Origin of the sequence: Streptomyces sp. NBC_01591 (assembly GCF_035918155.1) — a bacterium.
Lineage (GTDB): Bacteria > Actinomycetota > Actinomycetes > Streptomycetales > Streptomycetaceae > Streptomyces.
Genome location: NZ_CP109327.1, coordinates 3,648,163 through 3,667,451, shown reverse-complemented (window position 1 = coordinate 3,667,451; position 19,289 = coordinate 3,648,163). Strand labels below are relative to the sequence as shown.

At 71.4% G+C, this 19,289-nt stretch carries 15 protein-coding genes; 11 read left to right on the top strand and 4 right to left on the bottom strand.

Features of this window, described 5'->3' with window-relative positions; genetic code table 11:
- The first annotated feature begins 28 nt into the window (after positions 1-28).
- Both OG978_RS16955 and OG978_RS16950 read left to right on the top strand, forming a co-directional pair.
- Positions 29-1,192, top strand: coding sequence for a serine hydrolase domain-containing protein (locus OG978_RS16955; RefSeq protein ID WP_326770055.1), 1,164 nt, complete (start codon positions 29-31; stop codon positions 1,190-1,192).
- Positions 1,189-1,989, top strand: a complete 801-nt coding sequence (locus tag OG978_RS16950) for an SDR family NAD(P)-dependent oxidoreductase (RefSeq protein WP_326766034.1) — start codon at positions 1,189-1,191, stop codon at positions 1,987-1,989. The genes OG978_RS16955 and OG978_RS16950 overlap by 4 nt, the downstream gene beginning before the upstream one ends.
- A gap of 226 nt (positions 1,990-2,215) precedes the next feature.
- On the opposite strand, the gene OG978_RS16945 is transcribed toward OG978_RS16950, so the two are convergent.
- The 4 genes from OG978_RS16945 to OG978_RS16930 form a co-directional block, all read right to left on the bottom strand.
- Positions 2,216-3,067, bottom strand: a complete 852-nt coding sequence (locus OG978_RS16945) for a DMT family transporter (RefSeq protein ID WP_326766033.1) — start codon at positions 3,065-3,067, stop codon at positions 2,216-2,218.
- Positions 3,064-3,564: a YbaK/EbsC family protein gene (locus OG978_RS16940; protein WP_326766032.1), complete on the bottom strand. Its 501-nt coding sequence runs from the start codon at positions 3,562-3,564 to the stop codon at positions 3,064-3,066. Before OG978_RS16940 ends, OG978_RS16945 begins: the two co-directional genes overlap by 4 nt.
- Before the next feature lie 60 nt (positions 3,565-3,624).
- Positions 3,625-5,262, bottom strand: coding sequence for a penicillin-binding transpeptidase domain-containing protein (locus OG978_RS16935; protein ID WP_326766031.1), 1,638 nt, complete (start codon positions 5,260-5,262; stop codon positions 3,625-3,627).
- 166 nt (positions 5,263-5,428) lie between these two features.
- Positions 5,429-7,195, bottom strand: a complete 1,767-nt coding sequence (locus OG978_RS16930; RefSeq protein ID WP_326766030.1) for a dolichyl-phosphate-mannose--protein mannosyltransferase — start codon at positions 7,193-7,195, stop codon at positions 5,429-5,431.
- Between the two features lie 61 nt (positions 7,196-7,256).
- Here OG978_RS16930 and rsmI point away from each other — a divergent pair, with 61 nt between their 5' ends.
- The 9 genes from rsmI (at position 7,257) to OG978_RS16885 (ending at position 19,232) form a co-directional block, all read left to right on the top strand.
- Positions 7,257-8,144, top strand: a complete 888-nt coding sequence (rsmI, locus tag OG978_RS16925) for a 16S rRNA (cytidine(1402)-2'-O)-methyltransferase (RefSeq protein ID WP_326766029.1) — start codon at positions 7,257-7,259, stop codon at positions 8,142-8,144.
- Between the two features lie 170 nt (positions 8,145-8,314).
- Positions 8,315-8,683 (top strand): hypothetical protein, encoded by a 369-nt coding sequence (locus tag OG978_RS16920; RefSeq protein ID WP_326766028.1) that lies wholly within the window; start codon positions 8,315-8,317, stop codon positions 8,681-8,683.
- 58 nt (positions 8,684-8,741) lie between these two features.
- The gene (locus OG978_RS16915; protein ID WP_326766027.1) at positions 8,742-9,608 is read left to right on the top strand and encodes a TatD family hydrolase; all 867 of its coding nucleotides are present in this window, start codon (positions 8,742-8,744) and stop codon (positions 9,606-9,608) included.
- A 47-nt stretch (positions 9,609-9,655) separates the two neighbouring features.
- A complete protein-coding gene (gene rsmA, locus OG978_RS16910) occupies positions 9,656-10,579 on the top strand; it encodes a 16S rRNA (adenine(1518)-N(6)/adenine(1519)-N(6))-dimethyltransferase RsmA (RefSeq protein ID WP_326766026.1) in 924 nt (307 codons plus the stop codon).
- Entirely contained in the window at positions 10,576-11,469 is an 894-nt protein-coding gene (locus tag OG978_RS16905; protein ID WP_326766025.1) for a 4-(cytidine 5'-diphospho)-2-C-methyl-D-erythritol kinase, read from the top strand. The genes rsmA and OG978_RS16905 overlap by 4 nt, the downstream gene beginning before the upstream one ends.
- Before the next feature lie 102 nt (positions 11,470-11,571).
- Positions 11,572-13,389 (top strand): ABC-F family ATP-binding cassette domain-containing protein, encoded by a 1,818-nt coding sequence (locus tag OG978_RS16900; protein WP_326766024.1) that lies wholly within the window; start codon positions 11,572-11,574, stop codon positions 13,387-13,389.
- A gap of 108 nt (positions 13,390-13,497) precedes the next feature.
- Positions 13,498-15,195: an outer membrane protein assembly factor BamB family protein gene (locus OG978_RS16895; RefSeq protein ID WP_326770054.1), complete on the top strand. Its 1,698-nt coding sequence runs from the start codon at positions 13,498-13,500 to the stop codon at positions 15,193-15,195.
- Positions 15,196-15,466: 271 nt separating this feature from the next.
- Positions 15,467-17,164: an outer membrane protein assembly factor BamB family protein gene (locus OG978_RS16890; protein WP_326766023.1), complete on the top strand. Its 1,698-nt coding sequence runs from the start codon at positions 15,467-15,469 to the stop codon at positions 17,162-17,164.
- Between the two features lie 247 nt (positions 17,165-17,411).
- On the top strand, positions 17,412-19,232 hold the full coding sequence (locus tag OG978_RS16885) for an outer membrane protein assembly factor BamB family protein (RefSeq protein ID WP_326766022.1): 1,821 nt from the start codon (positions 17,412-17,414) through the stop codon (positions 19,230-19,232).
- The last annotated feature ends 57 nt before the right edge of the window (positions 19,233-19,289 follow it).

Below are 19,289 nucleotides of genomic sequence, written 5' to 3'. Positions count from 1 at the left end.
GGGGATGAGCGGGAGCGCAGGAGCAGTCGTGGACGTGCGGGGCACGGTGGCGGCCGGATTCGAACCGGTCCGGGATGCTTTCATCCGTAACTTCGAGCAGCGCGGCGAACGCGGCGCGGCCGTCACGGTCTACCGGGACGGGCACAAGGTCGTCGACCTCTGGGCCGGTACGAGAGACGTCGACGGCGTCGAACCCTGGGCCGTCGACACCGTGCAGATCGTCCGCTCGGCGGGCAAGGGCATAGCCGCCGCCGTACCGCTGCTGCTGCACCAGCGCGGCCAGCTCGACATCGACGCCCCGGTCGGCACGTACTGGCCGGAGTTCAAGGCGGCCGGCAAGGAACGCGTGCCCGTCCGTCACCTCCTGTCCCACCGGGCCGGCATCCCCGCGCTCGACTGCCCGCTGACCCCCTCCGAAGCGGCCGACGGGATCTCCGGCCCGCAGGCCGTCGCCGCCCAGCGCCCCCAGTGGGAGCCCGGCACCGACCACGGCTACCACGCCCAGACCTACAGCTGGCTCATCGGCGAACTGGTCCGCCGGGTCACCGGCCGCACCGTCGGCCGCTGGATCGCCGAGGAGATCGCCCGCCCGCTCGGCCTGGACTTCTGGTTCGGCCTTCCGGCGGACGAGGCGCACCGGGTGGGCCGGATCGGGCCCGTCGAACCGCCTGCCGTCGCGGGCAACGGCGGCACCCTGCGGGTGCGCCCCAAGCGGTCCGTCGCCGAGGCGTACCGCGACCCGCAGTCCCTCACCCGCCGCGCCTTCGGGGCCATCGACCCGCTCCCCGACGAGAACGATCCCGGTTACCGGGCGGCCGAACTCCCCGCCTCCAACGGCATCGCCACCGCCCGCGCGCTGGCCCGCTGCTACGCCGCGATGATCGGCCCGGTCGACGGCCACCGCCTGTTCGCCCCGGCCACCCTCACCCTGGCCCGCACCGAGGAGTCGGCGGGCCCGGACCGGGTCCTGGTCGTCAACACCCGCTTCGGCCTCGGCTACATGCTCCACGGCCCGGCGGCCCCGCTGCTCGCCCCCGGCTCGTTCGGCCACCCCGGCCGGGGCGGCTCGCTCGGCTTCGCCGATCCCGAATCCGGCATCGCGCTGGGCTATGTGACGAACGGTCTGCAGAAGGGAGTCACCGCCGATCCCCGTGCCCAGGCCCTGGTCAGGGCAGTACGGTCGGCGCCATGACACCTCCTCACTCTGCTGGTTCACGGTTCGACGGATACGGCGCACTCATCACCGGAGCGGGCCAGGGCATCGGCGCGGCCACGGCCCGCCGACTGGTCTCGGAGGGCGCCCGCGTCCTGGTGACCGACCTGGACGGCGACCGCGCGGAGCGCACCGCCGCGGCGATACGCGAGACGGGCGGGGCCGCCGAGGCGCTGCCCTGCGACGTGGCCGACCGGGCGGCCGTCGAGGCCGCGGTGGCCCACGCCGTCGCCGCCTTCGGTTCCCTGGACGTGCTGGTCAACAACGCGTACGCCTGCACCACCGACGTCCCGCTCTTCGAGGACGAGCCGGACGAGGCCTGGCAACGCGACCTGGACATCACACTCACCGGCCCCTACCGCTGCGCCCGCGCCGCCCTCCCGCACCTGGTGGCCTCCGGCCGGGGCGCGATCGTCAACATCGGCTCGGTCAACGGCGAACAGGACTTCGGCAACCACGGCTACAGCGCCGCCAAGGCCGGCCTCGCCAGTCTCACCCGCACCCTCGCGGGCCACGCGGGACCGCGCGGCGTACGCGTCAACCTGGTCGCCCCCGGCACCATCCGCACGGACGCCTGGGCGGGCCGGGACGCGGCACTGTCCCGGGTGAGCGGCCTCTACCCGCTCGGCCGGGTCGGCGAGCCGGAGGACATCGCGTCCGCCGTCGCCTTCCTCGCCTCGCGCGACGCGGCCTGGATCACGGGGACGACGCTGCGCGTGGACGGCGGGCTGACGTCGGCCAACTACGGCTTCCGGGACGCGGTTTCGGGGGAGTGACGGAGCCCGCGCCCCTGCCGCAGCCCCCACAGGGCGACGGCGACCAGATGGGACGTCGTCGGGAAGCTCGTCCCAGGTTTGCCTCGGCGTGATCCAAACGAAAGGCCATAGGGCCTGTCCGGCGGATCAGGGCCGGACAGGCCCTGGGCGGGGTGCGGAAGGGACGTGACACATCAGAGGCGGGGTGTCACGTTCCCGCGCGAGGGGTGACCCGCCCGCGCCCCGCTCAACTCGTATGCAGCATCAGCCCGATGCCGACCACCATCAGCCCCGCCGCCGCGATGCGCGGTGCGCCGAACCGTTCCTTGAAGAACAGCGTCCCTATGGCCGCGCCGACGATGATCGAGGACTCCCGCAGCGCCGCGATCGGGGCCAGTGCCGCCCGCGTCTGGGCCCACAGGACGAGGCCGTACGCCGTCACCGACAGGGCCGCGCCCAGCAGCCCGCGTACGGCGAACGGCCGCAACTGTCCGACGAGTTCGCCTCGGCGCCGGTACAGCGCGTAGGCGGGGATGGCCAGTCCCTCCAGGATCATCAGCCAGGCGATGTAGCCGAGCGAGCTGCCCGAGGCGCGCACCCCGACACCGTCCACCGTGGTGTACCCGGCGATGGCCAGACCGGTCGCGAGGGCGGCCAGCAGCGCTGGCCAGTCCGGGCGCCTGCCGGAGCCCCGGATGCCCCAGAGGGCGAGCCCGACGAGCCCCGCCGAGGCCACCGCGACCCCGGCGGTGGCCCAGCCGTCCGGGCGCTCGCCGACGAAGACCGCGGCGAGGGCCGTCACCACCAGCGGCGCCGTACCGCGGGCGATCGGGTACATCTGCCCGAAGTCGCCCAGGGTGAACGAACGCATCAGCAGCAGCATGTACGCCACGTGGAGCGCGGCCGAGACCAGCAGATACGGCCAGGCCCCGGCCGCCGGGAACGGCACGAAGAAGGCGGCCGCCGCGCCGATCAGCAGCCCGCCCCCGGAGATCAGGGTGAAGGAGAGGAGCTGGTCCTTGATCGCATGCGCGATCGCGTTCCAACTGGCGTGCGTGACCGCCGCGATCAGGACCGCGAAAGCGACCAGCGGTGTCACGTCGACTGCTCGCGCACGTCCACCACGGTTCCGCCGGCGTACCGGATCAGCGACTTGGGGTCGAGCGGGAACACGGTGTGCGGGGTGCCCGCCGCCGCCCACACCACGTCGTGGTCCAGCAGCCCCCGGTCGGCCAGCACCCGGGTCTTCGTGCGGTGCCCGAAGGGCGGTACGCCCCCGATCGCGTAACCGGTCGTCTCCCGGACCAGCTCGGCCCCGGCCCGCTTGACCTTCCCGGCCGCCAGCTCCGCGCGTACCCGCTCCACGTCGACGCGCGAGGAGCCGTCCATCAGCACCAGCACCGGAACCCCGTCGGCCTCGAAGATGAGCGACTTGACGATCTCGCTCAGCTCGCAGCCGATCGCGGCAGCGGCCTCGGCGGCGGTACGGGTGGCCTCGGGGAACCGGCGGACCTCGACATCGAGTCCCAGCTCCCGCAGGGCCTCGGCGAATCGGGGGTGGGCTTCGGCGGCAGCGGTGGCATCGGAAGTACTCATGCCCCGCACGCTAGCGAACGCTGTACGGGGCACGCGACGGGGTTCCACGCGTGCGGAGGCTCACGACCCCGCGCGAAGGACCGCCGCGACCACCGGGCCCGCCGCGTCGCCGCCATGGCCGCCGGACTGGACCACCGCGGCGGCGGCCAGGTCGTTGCTGAAGCCGGTGAACCAGCTGTTGGACGTGGCCTGGTTGTCCACCTCCGCCGAGCCCGTTTTGGCGCCCTTGTCGCCGCCGACCGAGGCCATCGCGGCCTTGCCGGTGCCCCAACTCGCGGTCTGGCGCATCATGTTGGTGAGCTGCTGGGAGACGTGTCCGGGCAGTGAACGGGAGGCGGTGGCGATCGGCCGGCCGTCGAGCGCCCGGTCCACGAGGATCGGCTGGCGGAAGGTGCCGGTCCTCGCGGTGGCGGTGATGGACGCCATGTTGAGGGCGTTCATCTGGATCGTGCCCTGCCCGATGTACTGCGCGGCGGCCTCGCCCTGGGTCTCCTCGGGCACGCTGCCGTCGAAGGAGACGACGCCGGTCTGCCAGTCCAGGCCGATCCCGAAGACGTCGCGGGCCTCCTTGGCGAGCGCCGCGTCGTCCTTCGTGTCGTCGATCAGCTTGATGAAGGCCGTGTTGCAGGACCGGGCGAAGCTGGTCGTCAGGGTGCCGTCGGGAATGGAGAAGTCGTCCAGGTTCTTGAAGGTGCGGCTGTAGTACGTCGCGGTCGGCGGGCACTCGATCTTCCGGTCGGCCGCGGTCAGGCCCTTCTCGATCAGCATCGCCGCCGTCACGATCTTCATCGTCGAACCGGGCGCCTGCTTGCCCTGCATCGCCGCGTTGAAGCCGGTGGCCGGGTTGTTGGCGACCGCGCGGATCGCGCCGGTGGACGGCTGGACCGCGACCGCCGAGGCCTGGCTGAACTTCTTCACGGCCACCTCGGCCGCCTCCTGGGCGTTGGCGTCCAGTGTGGTCTGCAGCTTGCCCGGCCTGCCCTTGGTGAGGGTCAGCAGGGTCTTGTCAGGGCTGCCCGCGTCCGCGTTCTCGATCCAGGTCTCGATGCCCGCGGTGCCGCCGGCCTTCTGGCCGTACTTCTCGCGCAGGGCATCCAGGATCGAGCCCAGCGAGGGGTACTTCTCCTTGGTGAGCGCCTTGCCGTTGCGGTCGACGGCCTCGACCGACGGGGCCGCCGCCTCGCCCGTCCTGAGCGAGGCGCCGTCCGTCAGGTCCGGATGGATCACGGCGGGGGACCAGTCCACCAGGGGCCTGCCGGTGGTCAGTCCGCGCACCACGGTCAGCTCGGAGGCGTACGACCAGGGCTTGGACTTCCCCTCGAAGGAGACGGTCGCCTTCACCGTGTACGGCACCTTCGCGCCGACCGCCGGTCCCGGGGTGATCACCGCCTTGGTGACATGGGCGCTCTCGCGGTATCCGGTGAGGGCCGGTCCGGCCTCGGCCGCGTTGTTGGTGAGCTGGGACGCGGCGTCCGCGTCGCCGCTCGCCCAGGCCTTGAGGAACTTCTCCGACGCGTCGTCGATCTCGGCCTTGGTGACCGGGCCCGTCTTCACCTCGGCGGATGTGGCCTTGCTGTCCGTACCGTCGCCGCCCCCTCCGGTCAGCCCGTCCAGGACGTTGTACGCGCCATACCCCACTCCGCCGACCACGACGGTGAACACTCCGCCGACTATCGCAACCTTCGCTCCACTGCGCATGACTGCAGTCCCCCTCCCCAGGAGCTCCCCTTGAACGTGTTCAGGGGAATGCTGCTGGGCACCATACGGGACGGTGGTGGCGGCCGGGACAGTTGTTATCGGACCGCGATATGTGTGACGTGAACACGTAGATCGGGGCACACGGGACCCGATCCACGCGCTCCCGTCAGATCCACGTGTCCAGCCACATCCGGTCCCGCCAGGACCCGTCGGGGATCGGCGTGCCCGTGTAGATCGGCCAGAAATAAATGAAGTTCCAGATGATCAGCAGGACCAGGACGCCCGCCGCGATCGCGCCCAGTGTCCGCCGTCGCTCACCCGATGGATCACCGGTCATCAGGCCGATCTCCTGTTTGGATCCGGTCCCGGCCGCCGGACCCAGCATCGCGCCGATCATCATCGTCACCGCCAGACACAGGAACGGCACGAACACGACCGCGTAGAAGAGGAAGATCGTCCGCTCCTGGTAGAAGAACCAGGGCAGCCAGCCCGCCGCCACACCGCAGGCGATCGCCCCCGCCCGCCAGTCGCGCCGGAAGAACCACCGCCACAGCACATACGCCAGGGCGAAGCACGCCGCCCACCACAGCAGCGGCGTCCCGATGGCCAGCACCTCGCGCGAGCACTTGCCGGTCTCCGACGCCGCGCAGCCCGGCTGCTCCTCCCAGAAGTACGAGACGGGCCGGCCGAGCACGATCCAGCTCCAGGGATTGGACTGGTAGGTGTGGCCGGACGTCAGGTTCACATGGAATTCGTAGACCTGGTACTCGTAGTGCCACAGGCTGCGCAGCCAGTCCGGCAGCCACGTCCAGCTGCCGCCCCGGCCGTCGGTCTGTGCCCAGTTCCGGTAGTAGCCCTTGTCGGTGACGATCCAGCCGGTCCAGGAGGCGAGGTACGTGAGGATCGCGACCGGGACCGTCGAGACGAACGCCGGCAGCAGATCCCGCTTCAGCACCGCCAGATACGGACGGACCGCACCCGCGGTCCGGCGCGCACCCACATCCCACACCACCGTCATCAGGCCGAAGGCGGCCAGGATGTACAGGCCGTTCCACTTGGTGGCGAAGGCCAGACCCAGCATCAGGCCCGCGGTGATCCGCCAGGGCCGCCAGCCGAGCCGCAGGTTCTCCGCGACCTCCGCGTCGGGGCGCAGCACCCCCTCCTCGTCGACCGGCAGCGCCGCGGCGAGCCTGCGCCGCGCCCAGTCCCGGTCGATCAGCAGCGCGCCGAACGCCGCCAGCACGAAGAACATCAGCACCAGGTCGAGCAGCGCGGTGCGGCTCATCACGAAATGCAGACCGTCGACGGCGAGCAGGGTGCCCGCCAGACAGCCCAGGAACGTCGAACGGAACAGCCGCCGGCCGATCCGGCACAGCATCAGCACCGACAGCGTGCCGAGCACCGCCACCATGAACCGCCAGCCGAACGGCGTGAACCCGAAGAGCTGCTCACCGAGCCCGATGATCCACTTGCCGACCGGCGGGTGCACCACATAGCCCGGGTCCACCGGGATGTCCACCTGCGACGGGTCCTTGAGGATCAGCTTGTCGATGTCCTTGGGCCAGTCGCCCTCGTACCCCTGGTTGATCAGGGCCCAGGAGTCCTTGGCGTAGTACGTCTCGTCGAATATCAGCGCGTGCGGGCTGCCCAGGTTCCAGAACCGCAGCACCCCGGCGACCAGCGCCACCAGCAGCGGACCGCCCCACGCCGACCACCGCACCAGGCGCTGGGCCATCGGCGGGGAGATCCCGAGCACCGCCCACAGCTGGATGCCGGGCCTGGTGAACGGCGGGACAAGCCGTTCGCGCAGCCCGATCCCGGGCCGGGGCGAATGGCCGAAGCGGCGCAGCCGCTGCTGCCAGGAGGCCGGTTCTTCGCCGTGCGGTTCCCCGGCGTCTTGGCCCTGTCGGGCTTCGGGCGCAGTACTCGTCACCGCGCCATCGTAGGGAACGCATCTGTGCGAACGCTGTCGCCCGTGCTGGGAGGATGGCTTTGTGACTGGAACGACTGGAACGCTGGTACTCGCAGGAACCCCCATCGGCGATGTGGCGGACGCCCCGCCGCGCCTCGCCGCCGAACTGGAGACGGCGGACATCGTCGCCGCCGAGGACACCCGCCGGCTGCGCCGCCTCACCCAGGCGCTCGGCATCCACACCACGGGGCGGGTCGTCTCCTACTTCGAGGGCAACGAGTCGGCCCGTACGCCCGAACTCGTCGAGGCACTGACCGGCGGCGCCCGCGTCCTGCTGGTCACGGACGCCGGAATGCCGTCCGTGTCCGACCCCGGCTACCGGCTCGTGGCCGCCGCCGTGGAGAAGGACATCAAGGTCACCGCGGTCCCCGGCCCGTCCGCCGTGCTGACGGCGCTCGCCCTGTCCGCGCTCCCCGTCGACCGCTTCTGCTTCGAGGGCTTCCTGCCGCGCAAGGCGGGCGAACGGCTCGGCCGGCTCCGCGAGGTCGCCGACGAGCGCCGCACCATGGTCTTCTTCGAGGCCCCGCACCGGCTCGACGACACCCTCGCCGCGATGGCCGAGGTCTTCGGCGCCGACCGCAGGGCCGCCGTGTGCCGGGAACTGACCAAGACGTACGAGGAAGTGAAGCGCGGCCCGCTGGGCGATCTGGCGGTCTGGGCGGCCGAAGGGGTACGCGGCGAGATCACCGTCGTCGTCGAGGGCGCGGCCGACTCCGGGCCCGAGGAACTGGACGCCGAGGAGCTGGTACGCAGGGTGCGGGTGCGCGAGGAGGCGGGGGAGCGGCGCAAGGAGGCGATCGCCGCCGTCGCCGCCGACGCGGGGCTGCCCAAGCGCGAAGTGTTCGACGCGGTCGTCGCGGCAAAGAACGCGGAGCGAACCGGTCCTGCGGAGGGCAAAGGACGATCGTGAAAAGTAAAGCGCGAGCCGCGTAGCGGGCCTTTCTGCCACGAGAAGGCCAAAAGCGCTCCAACACTCGACAGAGCCCGATGCGCTCCTGCCGGTAAAGGCGTCCACTGGTCAGGGACGCAATCTCCGGAGCGCTGGTCCGGAGTGCCTGTCCGGCGGACAAAGGAGCGGGCATGAGCGAGATCGCAGCAACCACCGTGCACGAGGCATATGCCTTCGCCTGTATGAGGTGTGGACACGGCTGGGAACAGGCCTACGAAATAGAGCACCACGTCGACGGTTCCAACAACGCATTCGTCATCTACAAGGCGGACGGGGAACGGGTGCCCTCGCCCCTTTCCCGCCCCCATTGCGCGAACTGCGGCGGGCACGTGGTCCGGATCATGCGGGCCGGCCGGGTCTCGACCGTCCAGCAGCTGCTCCACAACCCCCAGCCGGCGCGTCCGGCGGTCCGGGGCGACGAGGCCGTGGCCGCCGCACCCGCAGGCACCGGGCACCACTGGCACCTGTCCGACCTGCTGCACCCCTTCCACCGGAGGTAGGGCCCGTCGGCTCCACCGCGGGCGGGGCGCAGCGGCGCGTCCTCGTACGATCGTCTTCATGAGCCGTACCGAAGCCCCGCCGCTGCCCGAACCCCTCCGGGTACCGGTCGCCGATTCGCACACCCACCTGGACATGCAGGACGCGACCGTAGAGGAGGGCCTGGCCAGGGCCGCGGCGGTCAATGTGACCACCGTGGTCCAGGTGGGGTGCGACGTGGCCGGTTCGCGCTGGGCCGCCGAGACCGCCGCCGCACATGCGAACGTGCACGCGGCGGTGGCCCTGCACCCCAACGAGGCACCGCGCATCGTGCACGGCGACCCCGACGGCACCGCGCGCCAGGGGGCGCGGGAGGGCGGCGGGCAGGCGGCGCTGCACGAGGCGCTCGCGGAGATCGACGCACTGGCCGCGCTCGACCACGTGCGGGGCGTCGGCGAGACCGGACTGGACTACTTCCGTACCGGCCCCGAGGGCATCGCAGCCCAGGAGGAGTCCTTCCGGGCCCACATCGAGATCGCCAAACGGCACGGCAAGGCGCTGGTCATCCACGACCGCGAGGCGCACGCGGACGTGCTGCGCGTCCTCGCCGACGCGGGCGCCCCCGAACGGACCGTGTTCCACTGCTACTCCGGCGACGCCGACATGGCCCGGATCTGCGCGGACGCCGGGTACTTCATGTCCTTCGCGGGCAACGTCACCTTCAAGAACGCCCAGCCGCTGCGGGACGCCCTGGCCATCGCGCCGCTGGAACTGGTCCTGGTCGAGACGGACGCACCGTTCCTGACACCCGCCCCGTACCGGGGGCGGCCCAACGCGCCGTATCTCATCCCCGTCACGCTGCGTGCGATGGCCGAGGTGAAGGGGACCGACGAGGACACCCTCGCGGCGGCGATCGCGGACAACACGGCACGGGCCTTCGACTACTGAGCGGCCGGGCGGCGGGCGCGAATCGCGAGGGCCCTTACGCTTTACAGGTGAGCACCACTGAGCCCGATGCCCTCCTGGGCCCCGCAGACATCCGCGAGCTGGCCGCTGCGCTGGGCGTACGCCCGACGAAGCAGCGCGGCCAGAACTTCGTCATCGACGCCAATACGGTCCGCCGGATCGTGCGGACGGCGGAAGTCCGCCCGGACGACGTCGTCGTCGAAGTCGGTCCGGGGCTCGGCTCGTTGACCCTGGCGCTGCTGGAGGCGGCGGACCGGGTCGTCGCCGTCGAGATCGACGACGTGCTGGCGGGCGCGCTGCCGGCCACCGTCGCCGCCCGGATGCCGGGGCGCGCCGACCGGTTCGCCCTGGTGCACTCCGACGCGATGCTGGTCCGGGAGCTGCCCGGCCCGGCGCCGACCGCGCTGGTCGCGAACCTTCCGTACAACGTCGCCGTGCCGGTCCTGCTGACGATGCTGGAGCGCTTCCCGTCCATCGAGCGCACCCTCGTCATGGTCCAGGCCGAGGTCGCCGACCGGCTCGCCGCGCGGCCGGGCAACAAGGTCTACGGCGTGCCGTCCGTGAAGGCCAACTGGTACGCGGACGTCAAGCGGGCCGGCTCCATCGGCCGCAACGTCTTCTGGCCCGCCCCGAACGTCGACTCCGGTCTGGTGTCCCTGGTCCGGCGCACCGAGCCGATCGCGACGAGCGCGAGCAGGGCCGAGGTCTTCGCGGTCGTCGACGCGGCCTTCGCCCAGCGCCGCAAGACGCTGCGGGCGGCCCTGGCCGGCTGGGCGGGCTCCGCGCCCGCCGCCGAGGCGGCCCTGGTCGCGGCCGGGATCTCGCCGCAGGCCCGCGGCGAGGCACTGACGGTCGAGGAGTTCGCCGCCATCGCCGAGAACAAGCCCTCCGGGGCTGCCGAGAGCAAGCCTTCCGGGGCTGCCGAGAGCAAGCCCTCCGGGAGTGGCGAGTGAGCATCACCGTCCGCGTACCCGCCAAGGTCAACGCCCAGCTCGCGGTCGGCGCCCCGCGCCCCGACGGCTTCCACGACCTGGCCAATGTCTTCCTCGCCGTCGGCCTGTACGACGAGGTCACCGTCACCCCCGCCGACGGGCTGCGCATCACCTGCTCGGGACCGGACGCCGCCCAGGTCCCGCTGGACGCGACGAACCTCGCCGCCCGCGCCGCGATCGCGCTGGCCGAGCGGCACGGCATCGCACCCGATGTGCACATCCACATCGCCAAGGACATCCCCGTCGCGGGCGGCATGGCGGGCGGCAGCGCCGACGGCGCGGCCGCGCTGCTGGCCTGCGACGCCCTCTGGTCCACCGGTGCCACGCGGGACGAGCTGCTCGCCATCTGCGCGGAGCTGGGCAGCGATGTCCCGTTCAGCCTGGTCGGCGGTGCCGCCCTCGGTACCGGACGCGGCGAGCGGCTGACCCCGGTCGACGTCGGCGGCACCTTCCACTGGGTCTTCGCGGTCGCCGACGGCGGGCTCTCCACCCCGGCCGTCTACGGCGAGTTCGACCGGCTGACGGCGGGCACCGACGTCCCCGTACCGGAGGCCTCCCCGGCGCTCCTCGACGCCCTGCGCACCGGCGACCCGGCCGCGCTCGCCGAGGCGCTCTCCAACGACCTCCAGCCCGCCGCTCTCTCCCTGCGCCCCTCGCTCGCCGACACCCTCGCCGCGGGCACCGCGGCCGGTGCCCTGGCGGCCCTGGTCTCGGGCTCCGGGCCGACCACCGCGTTCCTGGTGGCGGACGCGGAGTCGGCGCGGAAGGTGGCCGAGGCGCTGCTCACCTCGGGCACGTGCAGGAACGCGCGGACCGCGGTCTCCCCGGCGCCGGGCGCGTCCGTCGTCTGACAGAGCCTGCCACCACCGCGGGGGCGGCAAGGGCGAGCGGGCACCGCACCGCCGCCGCCCCGTACCCTGGGAAGTCGATCGATCCCCCCGGGCAGGAGTGAAATGGCCGTCAATCTGGTCAATGTCGAGCAGGTCAGCAAGGTGTACGGCACCCGTGCCCTGCTCGACGGCGTGTCCCTCGGGGTGTCCGAGGGGGACCGGATCGGTGTCGTGGGCCGCAACGGCGACGGCAAGACGACGCTCATCCGGATGCTCGCCAGGCTGGAGGAGGCGGACAGCGGACGCGTCACCCACAACGGCGGGCTCCGGCTCGGCGTCCTCACCCAGCACGATTCGCTCGACCCGCAGGCGACCATCCGCCACGAGGTGATCGGCGACCTCGCCGACCACGAGTGGGCGGGCAGCGCCAAGATCCGCGACGTGCTCACCGGGCTCTTCGGCGGGCTGGCCCTGCCGGGCTTCGAGCACGGCCTGGACACCGTCATCGCCCCGCTCTCCGGCGGCGAGCGGCGCCGGATCGCACTGGCCAAGCTGCTCATCGCCGAGCAGGACCTGATCGTTCTCGACGAGCCGACCAACCACCTCGACGTCGAGGGCATCTCCTGGCTGGCCGCCCACCTGCGCGCCCGCCGTTCCGCGCTCGTCTGCGTCACCCACGACCGCTGGTTCCTCGACCAGGTCTGCACGCGCATGTGGGACGTCCAGCGCGGCACGGTCCACGAGTACGAGGGCGGCTACAGCGACTACGTCTTCGCACGGGCCGAGCGGGAGCGGATCGCCGCGACCGAGGAGTCCAAGCGGCAGAACCTGATGCGCAAGGAGCTGGCCTGGCTGCGCCGCGGCGCCCCCGCCCGCACCTCCAAGCCGCGCTACCGCATCGAGGCGGCCAACGAGCTGATCGCCGACGTGCCGCCGCCGCGCGACACCAGCGAGCTGATGAAGTTCGCCAACGCCCGGCTCGGCAAGACCGTCTTCGACCTGGAGGACGTGACCGTCCAGGCCGGCCCCAAGACGCTGCTCACCCACCTCACCTGGCAGCTCGGCCCCGGCGACCGGATCGGCCTGGTCGGGGTCAACGGCGCGGGCAAGACCTCGCTGCTGCGGGCGCTCGCCGATGCGGCCCGCACCCAGGGCGAGGCACAGCCCGCCGCCGGGAAGGTCGTCGTCGGCAAGACCGTCAAGCTGGCCTACCTCTCCCAGGAGGTCCACGAGCTCAACCCGAACCTGCGGGTCCTGGAGGCCGTTCAGCAGGTACGGGACCGGGTCGACCTCGGCAAGGGCCGCGAGATGACCGCGGGCCAGCTCTGCGAGCAGTTCGGCTTCTCGAAGGAGAAGCAGTGGACCCCGGTCGGCGACCTCTCGGGCGGTGAGCGGCGCCGGCTCCAGATCCTGCGCCTGCTGATGGACGAGCCGAACGTCCTCTTCCTCGACGAGCCCACCAACGACCTCGACATCGAGACCCTGACCCAGCTGGAGGACCTCCTCGACGGCTGGCCCGGATCGATGATCGTGATCTCCCACGACCGGTTCTTCATCGAGCGGACCACCGACCGGGTGATGGCGCTGCTCGGCGACCGCACGCTGCGGATGCTGCCGCGCGGGATCGACGAGTACCTGGAGCGCAGGCAGCGGATGGAGGAGGCGGCCACGCCCTCCGCCGCACCCGCGGCGGCCAAGGAGAAGGCCGCACCGGCTGCGGCGGTCTCCCCGCAGGCCGCCCGCGCGGCGAAGAAGGAGCTCCAGAAGGTCGAGCGGCAGCTCGACAAGATGTCGACGCGGGAGACCACGCTGCACGCACAGATCGCGGAGCACGCCACGGACTTCGAGAAGGTGGCCAAGCTCGACGCGGAGCTGCGCGAACTGGTCTCCGAGCGCGACGAGTTGGAGATGCGCTGGCTGGAACTGGCCGAGGACGCCTGACCGCTTCGGTGCGTCAGGTGTGACAGCTGGGGCTCGTGGGGCGGGTGATAGAAAGAAACCTTGCCCGGCGCAGAAGCCGGAACGGTCTGCACGAAGGGGGACGTGCTGATGACCCAGCCGCCCGGCCAGCAACCGCCGCAGGGAGGCTTCGGGGCTCCGTACGACCCGCAACCCGGTTCGTACGGGCCGCCTCCGCAGCCGCCCACCCAAGCCGCCGGTCCGTACGGCACGCAGCCGCCGGGCCCCTACGGGCAGCCCCCGCAGCCGTACGGGCCTCCTGCGCAGCCGTACGGGCAACAGACACCCGGAGGTTACGGCTATCCGCAGCCTCAGCCGCAGCCTCCTGGCGGGCCCGGTCGTGGTGGGCGCTTCAAGGGGAAGCCCGCGGTCGTGGTCGCCGCCGTGCTTGCCGTCTGCCTGATCGTGGGCGGCGTCTGGTTCGCCACGAGCGGGGGCGACGGCGAGAAGAAGCCCGTCGCCGAGAACAGCACCGACGCCAAGCAGTCGAGCTCCTCGCCCCTTGCCGATGAGGGCAAGGGGAAGGCGGCCGTGGACCCCGACACCGCCGAGAAGCTCAACGCCGGGCGCAAGTCCGGCGAGGCGAAGGTCCTCTGGATTCAGAAGAACGGTGTCGACCTGCCGCGCAACGGCTCCGACGCATACGGTCCCTGGATCGTCGGCGACATCGTGGTCAAGGCCATGTACCGGACGGTGTCCGGCTATTCGACCGTGGACGGTACGCGGAAGTGGAGCCTGCGTCTGCCGTCCGACGTCTGCGCCGCCCCCACGCGGCCGACCGCCGACGGCAGGATCGTGATCGGGATCGAGCGCGGCACCGCGAGCGACGCGCCCTGCGAAAGCCTTCAGATGATCGACCTCGCCTCGGGGAAGGCGGGCTGGCGCAAGTCGTACGAGCGGCCCGGTCTCTGGGACGGGCTCTCCGACGTGGCGATGGCGATCAACGGAGACGTTCTGACCGTGGGACGGACCAGCCGGACGGACGCCTTCCGGGTCAGCGACGGCAAGGCGCTGTGGGGCAGACTGCCGGGCAACTGCCAGCCGTTCGGCTTCGCGAGCGGCCCGCTGGGGATCGCCGCCGCCAGTTGCCAGACCGAGGCCGACGACCACAAGGAACAACTGGTGGAGCGGATCGACCCGGTCAGCGGGAAGGTCCTGTGGAAGTACAAGGTCAAGAAGGGCTGGCAGGTCGACCAGTTCTACTCGGTCAGCCCACTGGTCGTCTCCCTGAGGAAGGGGGAGAAGAACTGGGCCATCGCGGTGCTCAACTCCGACGGCACGTACCGGTCCCAGCTGGCCGGTGGCACCGACGACTACGAAACGCGGTGCGGCGGCGACCTGCTCACCCGGGGCAAGAACGTCGACAACTGCCTGGGGGTCGCGGCCGACGCGGACACCTTCTACATGGCGACGAAGCCCGAGTACGTCGGCTCCGACATGACCAACGCGGTCGTCGCCTTCGATCTGGGCACCGGCAAGTCCAAGTGGAAGGTTGCGGCACCCGCCGGGCAGACCGTGATGCCCATGCGGGTGGAGGGCGGCAAGGTGCTCATCCATATGGGCGCGACCAAGGGCAAGGGGGGCGGGATCATGTCGCTCGCACCGACGGGCGGCGCCCTGCAGCCGCTTCTGCGGCATCCGGCGTCGGCGGCCGAAGTGGAGCGCGGCTTCTCCACTCCCCGGGTCGCCTACGTGAACGGGCGTTCCCTGCTCATGCATGCCTTTGTCAGCGCAGACACCGACGAGGCAGAGATCGCGATGAAGACCATGATCTCTTTCGGCGGCTGACCGACCGGCTGACCGGTGGTCAGTTCCGACCGGGGCGTAACCGAGGCATCACGGGGCGGTTCGCCGTTGGGGACAGGGTGTGGACCGACCGGTGTCCGCGGTGACGCGGGTGGTACAAAGAAGCCCCGCTCGACTGTCGTGACACCGCGGGATCCATGCCCGATTCGCTCCTTCCCGTGGAGCCCAGGGGGGCTTGTCGGCCCCTTCCGGCTCCGCGGGATCGCGGGGGAGACCGGACCGGGCACCGGACCGCACGAAGGGGGACGTGCTGATGACCCAGCCGCCCGGCCAGCAACCGCCGCAGGGAGGCTTCGGGGCTCCGTACGACCCCCCGCCGGGCTCGTACGGCACCCAGCCGCCGGGCCCGTACGGCACCCAGCCGCCCGCTCAGGCCGCCGGTCCGTACGGGCCGGCCGCCCGGCCGGGACCGTACGACGCGCCCACACAGCCCGGCCCGCACGGCGTGCCGTCGCAGCCGCAGCCCGGTGGCCCGGCGAGCGGCGGTGGCGGAGGGTTCTTCCGGGGCAGGCGCGGGGCGGTCATCGGCGCCGCGCTCGCCGTGGTGCTGCTGGCGGGCGGTGGCGTCTGGCTGGCCACGAGCGGGGGCGACGACGGGACGAAGCCCACGGCGAAGAAGAGCGCCGCCCCCAAGCCGGACGGCTCGTCCACGAGCGACGGCAAGTCCGGGGACAAGGGCAAGGACAAGGGACCGCACGACCTCCGCGCGGAGGCCGACGGGATCAACGCCAAGCGCAAGCCGGGCGAGGCGAAGCTCCTCTGGCTCCAGGAGGGCGGCGTCGACCTGCCGCGCAACGGCTCGGACGTGTACGGCCCCTGGGTCGTCGGCGACACCGTCGTCAAGGCCATGTACCACACCGTCTCCGGCTACTCGGTCGCCGACGGCAGCCAGAAGTGGAGCCTGCGCCTGCCGGCCGCCATGTGCGCGGCCCCCTCGCAGGCCACCGCCGACGGCAAGATCGTCCTCGGGGTCGAGAGCGGCCACGGCGACCAGGCGCTGTGCAACGCGCTCCAGATGGTCGACCTCGACACGGGCAAGGCCGGCTGGCACAAGACGTACAAGCGGCAGGGCGCCTGGGACCTGCTCTCCGACCCCGCGATGGCGATCAACGGCGACACCGTGACCGTCGGGCGCAAGACCAGGACGGATGCCTTCCGGGTCAGCGACGGCAAGGTGCTCTTCGGGGAACTGCCGGGCAACTGCCAGCCGTTCGGCTTCGCGAGCGGCCCCGTGGCGGTCGCCGCGGCCAGTTGCCAGACGGCGGCCGACGACCACAAGGAACAACTGGTGGAGCGGATCGACCCCGCCACCGGCAAGGTCCAGTGGACGTACAAGGTCAAGAAGGGCTGGGAGGTCGCGCAGTTCTACTCGGTCAGCCCGCTGGTCGTCTCCCTGAAGAAGGACCGCGACTGGGCCGTCATCATGCTCAACGCGGACGGAACCTACCGCTCCCAACTGGTCGGCGGAACCGAGAACTACATGACGCGGTGCGACACCGACGTCGTCTCCTACGGCAAGAACCTCGACAACTGCCTCGGGGTGGCGGCCGACGAAAAGACGGTCTACCTGGCGACCAAGCCCGACGAGTCCGACCCCGACCCCACCAACAAGGTCATCGCCTTCGACATGGCCAGCGGTCAGACCAGGTGGAAGGCCTCGGCCCCCGCCGGGCAGACCCTGATGCCGATGCGGGTCGAGGGCGGCAGGCTGCTGATGTACCTGTCGGCGGCGAAGAACAAGGGCGGCGGCATCGCGTCCCTCCCGTCGACCGGTGGCACACCGCAGATGGTGCTGCGGCACCCGGCGTCGGCGGCAGAGGCCGAACGCGGGCTCTTCGACACCCGGGTCGCCTATGTGAACGGGCGCTCTCTCCTCGTGAGCACGACCATCACCGGGATCGAGGACGGGGACGAGAAGTGGGCGAAGTCGATGGCGGCTTTCGGCAGCTGACGGGCATTGAGGCGTAACGGAGGCATCACGGGGCGGTTCTCCCTTGGGAACAGGGGGCGGACCGCCCCGGTGTCCGAGGTGTTGCGGGTGGTACAAAGAAGCCCCGCTCGACTGTCGTAACGCCGCGGGATCCATGCCTGATTCGCTCCTTTCCGGGAAGTTCAGGGGGTTTCGGCCCCGCGGTGCTCCTCGGAATCGCGGGGGAGAACGGAACGGGCACCCGGACCGCACGAAGGGGGACGTGCTGATGACCCAGCCGCCCAGCCAGCAACCGCCGCAGGGGGGCTTCGGCGCGCCGCAGCAGCCGCCGCAGGGAAGTCCTCAGCCGCCCCAGGGCCCGCCGCAGACCCCGCCGCCCGCTCAGCCGGGCTACGGCTACCCGCAGGCCCCCGGCCAGCCCCCGGGCCAGGCCCCCGGCTACGGCTACCCGCAGCAGCCGAGCCAGCAGTCCGGTCCGTACGGGCAGCAGCAGCCGGGCCCGTACGCCCAGCAGCCCGGCCCCTACGGCCAGCAGCCCGGTCCGTATGCCCAGCAGCCGGGTCCGTACGGTCAGCAGCCCGGTTACGGCTACCCGCAGCAGCAGTACCCCGGCGCCCCGGCCCCCGGTGGTCCGGGCGGTGGCGGCTCCTCCAAGCGCAAGCCCGCGATCATCATCGGTGCCGCGGCCGCCGCGCTCCTGGTGATCGGCGGCGGCATCTTCGTCGCCACGAGCGGGGGCGACGACGACAAGAAGCCCGTCGCGAAGGAGAGCGGGGACGCCAAGCCGAGCGGTTCGCCCTCCGTCAACGAGGGCGACGGCAACGGCGACGGCGACGGCAGTGACGTCGACGACGACCTCAACGCCGGGCGCAAGGCCGGCGAGGCGAAGGTCCTCTGGCTGCAGAAGAACGACATCGACCTGCCGCGCAACGGCGCCGATGTGTACGGCCCCTGGGTGGTCGGCGACACCGTCGTCAAGGGCATGTACCGCTCGATCTCCGGCTACTCCGTGGCCGACGGCAAGCAGAAGTGGACCCTCAAGCTGCCCGCCGACCTGTGTGCGGCGCCCGCGCAGACCGCGGCCGACGGCAAGATCGTCATCGGGGTCAAGAACGGCACCACCGACAAGGCGGACTGCGCGGATCTCCAGATGATCGACCTCAACACCGGCAAGGCCGGCTGGAAGAAGTCGATCAAGCAGAACGGCACCTGGGACTTCCTGTCGGACATCTCGCTGGCCATCAGCGGCGACACCGTGACGGTCGGGCGCACCGGGAACTCCAACGCCTACCGGGTCAGCGACGGCAAGGAACTGTTCGGCAAGCCCTCGGGCATCTGCCAGCCGTTCGCCTTCGCCGGCGGGGCCAAGCTGATCGCCGCCTCCAGCTGCCGCACCGACGACGTCGACAACCCGCAGCACCAGATCCAGGAGCTCGACCCGGCCACGGGGAAGCCCAGGTGGACGTACCGGCCCAAGCGCGGCTGGGAGATCGACCGGGTCTACTCGGTGAGCCCGCTGGTGGTCTCCCTGAAGAAGGACAAGGAGTGGAGCATCCTCGCGCTGAAGGAGAACGGCTCGCTCCGCTCCGGCATCACCAGCGACAAGGGCGACAAGTTCGCGCCGAACTGCGGCAGCGCCTTCGCCATCTTCGGCAAGTCCCTCGACGGCTGCACCGGAGTCGCCGCCGACGCCAACACCTTCTACATGGCGACCGCGCCGGACTCCAGCGGCACCGCCCGTACGAACAAGGTCGTGGCCTTCAACCTGAACACCGGCAAGACCAAGTGGAAGGCCGCGGCCCCGGCCGACCGCACGGTGAAGCCGCTGCGCATGGAGGGCGGCAATGTGCTGCTCTACGTGGAGTCCGGCTACGAGAAGGGCGGCGGCATCGCCACCCTCGCACCGACCGGCGGCGCCCCGCGGATGCTGCTGCAGCACCCCGGGTCGACGGCCGAGATCGAGAACGACTTCTACAACTCGAAGATCGTCTACGCGGGCGGCCGCTCCTTCATCGCGAGCGGCCGGGTCAGCGCCAGGAACGACAAGGAAGAGCTGGAGACGAAGACCATGATGGCCTTCGGCAACTGACGGCTCACGACGCCTTTCGACGGCGGCCCCCGACCGTCGGAGCCCCACGGCTCACGA

Coding starts and splice junctions, on each gene's coding strand:
- OG978_RS16940 (WP_326766032.1), bottom strand. CDS start 3,564: ATGAGTACTTCCGATGCCACCGCTGCCGCCGAAGCCCACCCCCGATTC.
- OG978_RS16920 (WP_326766028.1), top strand. CDS start 8,315: ATGAGCGAGATCGCAGCAACCACCGTGCACGAGGCATATGCCTTCGCC.
- OG978_RS16890 (WP_326766023.1), top strand. CDS start 15,467: ATGACCCAGCCGCCCGGCCAGCAACCGCCGCAGGGAGGCTTCGGGGCT.
- OG978_RS16885 (WP_326766022.1), top strand. CDS start 17,412: ATGACCCAGCCGCCCAGCCAGCAACCGCCGCAGGGGGGCTTCGGCGCG.
- OG978_RS16895 (WP_326770054.1), top strand. CDS start 13,498: ATGACCCAGCCGCCCGGCCAGCAACCGCCGCAGGGAGGCTTCGGGGCT.
- OG978_RS16935 (WP_326766031.1), bottom strand. CDS start 5,262: ATGCGCAGTGGAGCGAAGGTTGCGATAGTCGGCGGAGTGTTCACCGTC.
- OG978_RS16900 (WP_326766024.1), top strand. CDS start 11,572: ATGGCCGTCAATCTGGTCAATGTCGAGCAGGTCAGCAAGGTGTACGGC.
- OG978_RS16950 (WP_326766034.1), top strand. CDS start 1,189: ATGACACCTCCTCACTCTGCTGGTTCACGGTTCGACGGATACGGCGCA.
- OG978_RS16915 (WP_326766027.1), top strand. CDS start 8,742: ATGAGCCGTACCGAAGCCCCGCCGCTGCCCGAACCCCTCCGGGTACCG.